The 1,761-nt window shown below is 41.3% G+C and carries 2 protein-coding genes and 1 pseudogene; 1 reads left to right on the forward strand and 2 read right to left on the reverse strand.

The genetic code is table 11. The features are described from left to right. Both ACYVTD_RS12365 and ACYVTD_RS12370 read right to left on the reverse strand, forming a co-directional pair. A pseudogene (locus ACYVTD_RS12365) lies at nt 1-413 on the reverse strand (PilZ domain-containing protein); the annotation flags it as partial. A gap of 6 nt (nt 414-419) precedes the next feature. Beyond that, nucleotides 420-1,013, reverse strand: a complete 594-nt coding sequence (locus tag ACYVTD_RS12370) for a hypothetical protein (protein ID WP_461248059.1) — start codon at nt 1,011-1,013, stop codon at nt 420-422. Nucleotides 1,014-1,142: 129 nt separating this feature from the next. Between ACYVTD_RS12370 and ACYVTD_RS12375 the strand changes: the two genes are divergently transcribed. Beyond that, nucleotides 1,143-1,761 (forward strand): HD domain-containing protein (locus tag ACYVTD_RS12375; protein WP_461248060.1); only part of this gene is annotated, 619 nt, incomplete at its 3' end.

Genomic DNA, 1,761 nt, shown 5'->3' on the forward strand with positions numbered 1-1,761 from the left:
GCTGTAATGCTTTCATATTCAGAAACCTTTGGGAAGGCAAGATTATAACGATCCCCGCGAAAAGTAAAAAGAATTTTTATGTCGGACGGAGCGTCAACTCTTAAATAATTACGATCCAGATTTTTATATAACGAAGCGGGAGTCTTGCAATAAATAAGATCTTCTTTTTGCGCTATTAATTCCGCGGTAAAATCTATCACCTGCCCGCGGTAATTAAACATAATCGGCAATTTTGTATGTGGTTTTAACTTGCCTAAAGGTTTATCACAGCGAAAAACCAATTCTTCGCCCGCCTTCTGATCAAGTTTAAAAATATACTCTACTCTATCCCTCATATGCATTAAAGAAATTTTTTCTTCAAATATCGCGTTAAAAAGGAATTCTTTTTCTATTCGCCCTACAGGTGTTGACATAAAATTTTAATAAAACCTCTCATAAGGATAAAAGTCATTTCGGTATATCGATTCTTTTTCTTCAACATTGCGGTCTTTCGGTTCTTCAAGAAGCAATTCTTCAAATATCCATCTCCCAGACGTTTTAACTTCTCCGTCTTCTCCCTTGCTCTGTCTTGACGTGTACCTGATATACAATTCCCCTGTAATTCCCTGATCTTTTCCGATAAACCGAATCAAAAAAGAAACAGCGCCGTCCGCCTCTTCTCTACCGCCGCCAAGCCTGAAACTTAACGGAGAAATAACATCAAGCGATGATAAAAGGCTTTGTCTTAAAACAGAGTCAATAGAGGCAAGAGCGGAATTTTCCATATTTCCCGATAAAAAAGCCGAACCTATATAATTCGCGAAAGAAAAAGCGGCGTCTGAGGCGGTTCCCTTGCCAAGTTCTCCAATTACAATATCAATCGGGTAGCGCGGCGCTTCTCCCCTTTTCGGACGCAGTAATTCTTCGGGAATGGAACCCCTAGCTACCCTGTCCATCTGTTCCTGAGAGAAGGCAAACATCGAGATAGATAAAAATAAGGCTAACGCCGACAGGCGTATACTGAATTTACACACTACTTTATATTCTAGTAAAAAAAAATAAAATTATCTATAATTTCACTAATAATGAAGAAAAATACCGAAAATCCTTTGATTGATAAAGACACTCACCCTATAAGGGACATTTTATGGGGACATGTTTATATGACTGAAAATCAGGCTAAATTGACAGAATCCGCCCCTTTTATGCGCCTAAATAGGATTATGCAGTTAGGTCCTGTATACCTTGTCTATCCCGGGGCAACGCATACAAGGGCAAGTCATTCAATAGGCGTCTACCATTTAGGCAAAAGACTGTTAAAAAACCTTTCGGAACGAGGAGCCGAAGAGTGGCTGACAAACGAAGGGAAAAATTCCTTCCTTGCCGCTTGCCTGCTCCACGATCTTGGTCATTTTCCCTATACCCACTCATTAAAAGAGCTGTCCCTGTCTTCCCACGAGTCGCTTACAGGCGGAATTATCATGAAAGAACCCATGAAAAGCCTTGTAGGGGCGACAGGAGCGGATCCAGAGCTAACCGCGGCGATAATCGACAAGGAAAAAAAGGGAATTCAGAGTGATGAGCTTCATTTTTACCGCAAACTTCTGTCAGGAGCGCTTGATCCCGACAAATTGGACTACCTTAACCGAGACGCACGTTATTGCGGAGTCCCCTACGGAGCGCAGGATGTCGATTTTATCCTTTCAAAACTGCATCCCGATAAAAAACGAGGTGTCGATATTGACTCCCGCCTTATTCCTAATGTCGAATCCGTGCTTTTTT

Source organism: Treponema sp. R6D11, from assembly GCF_054786075.1.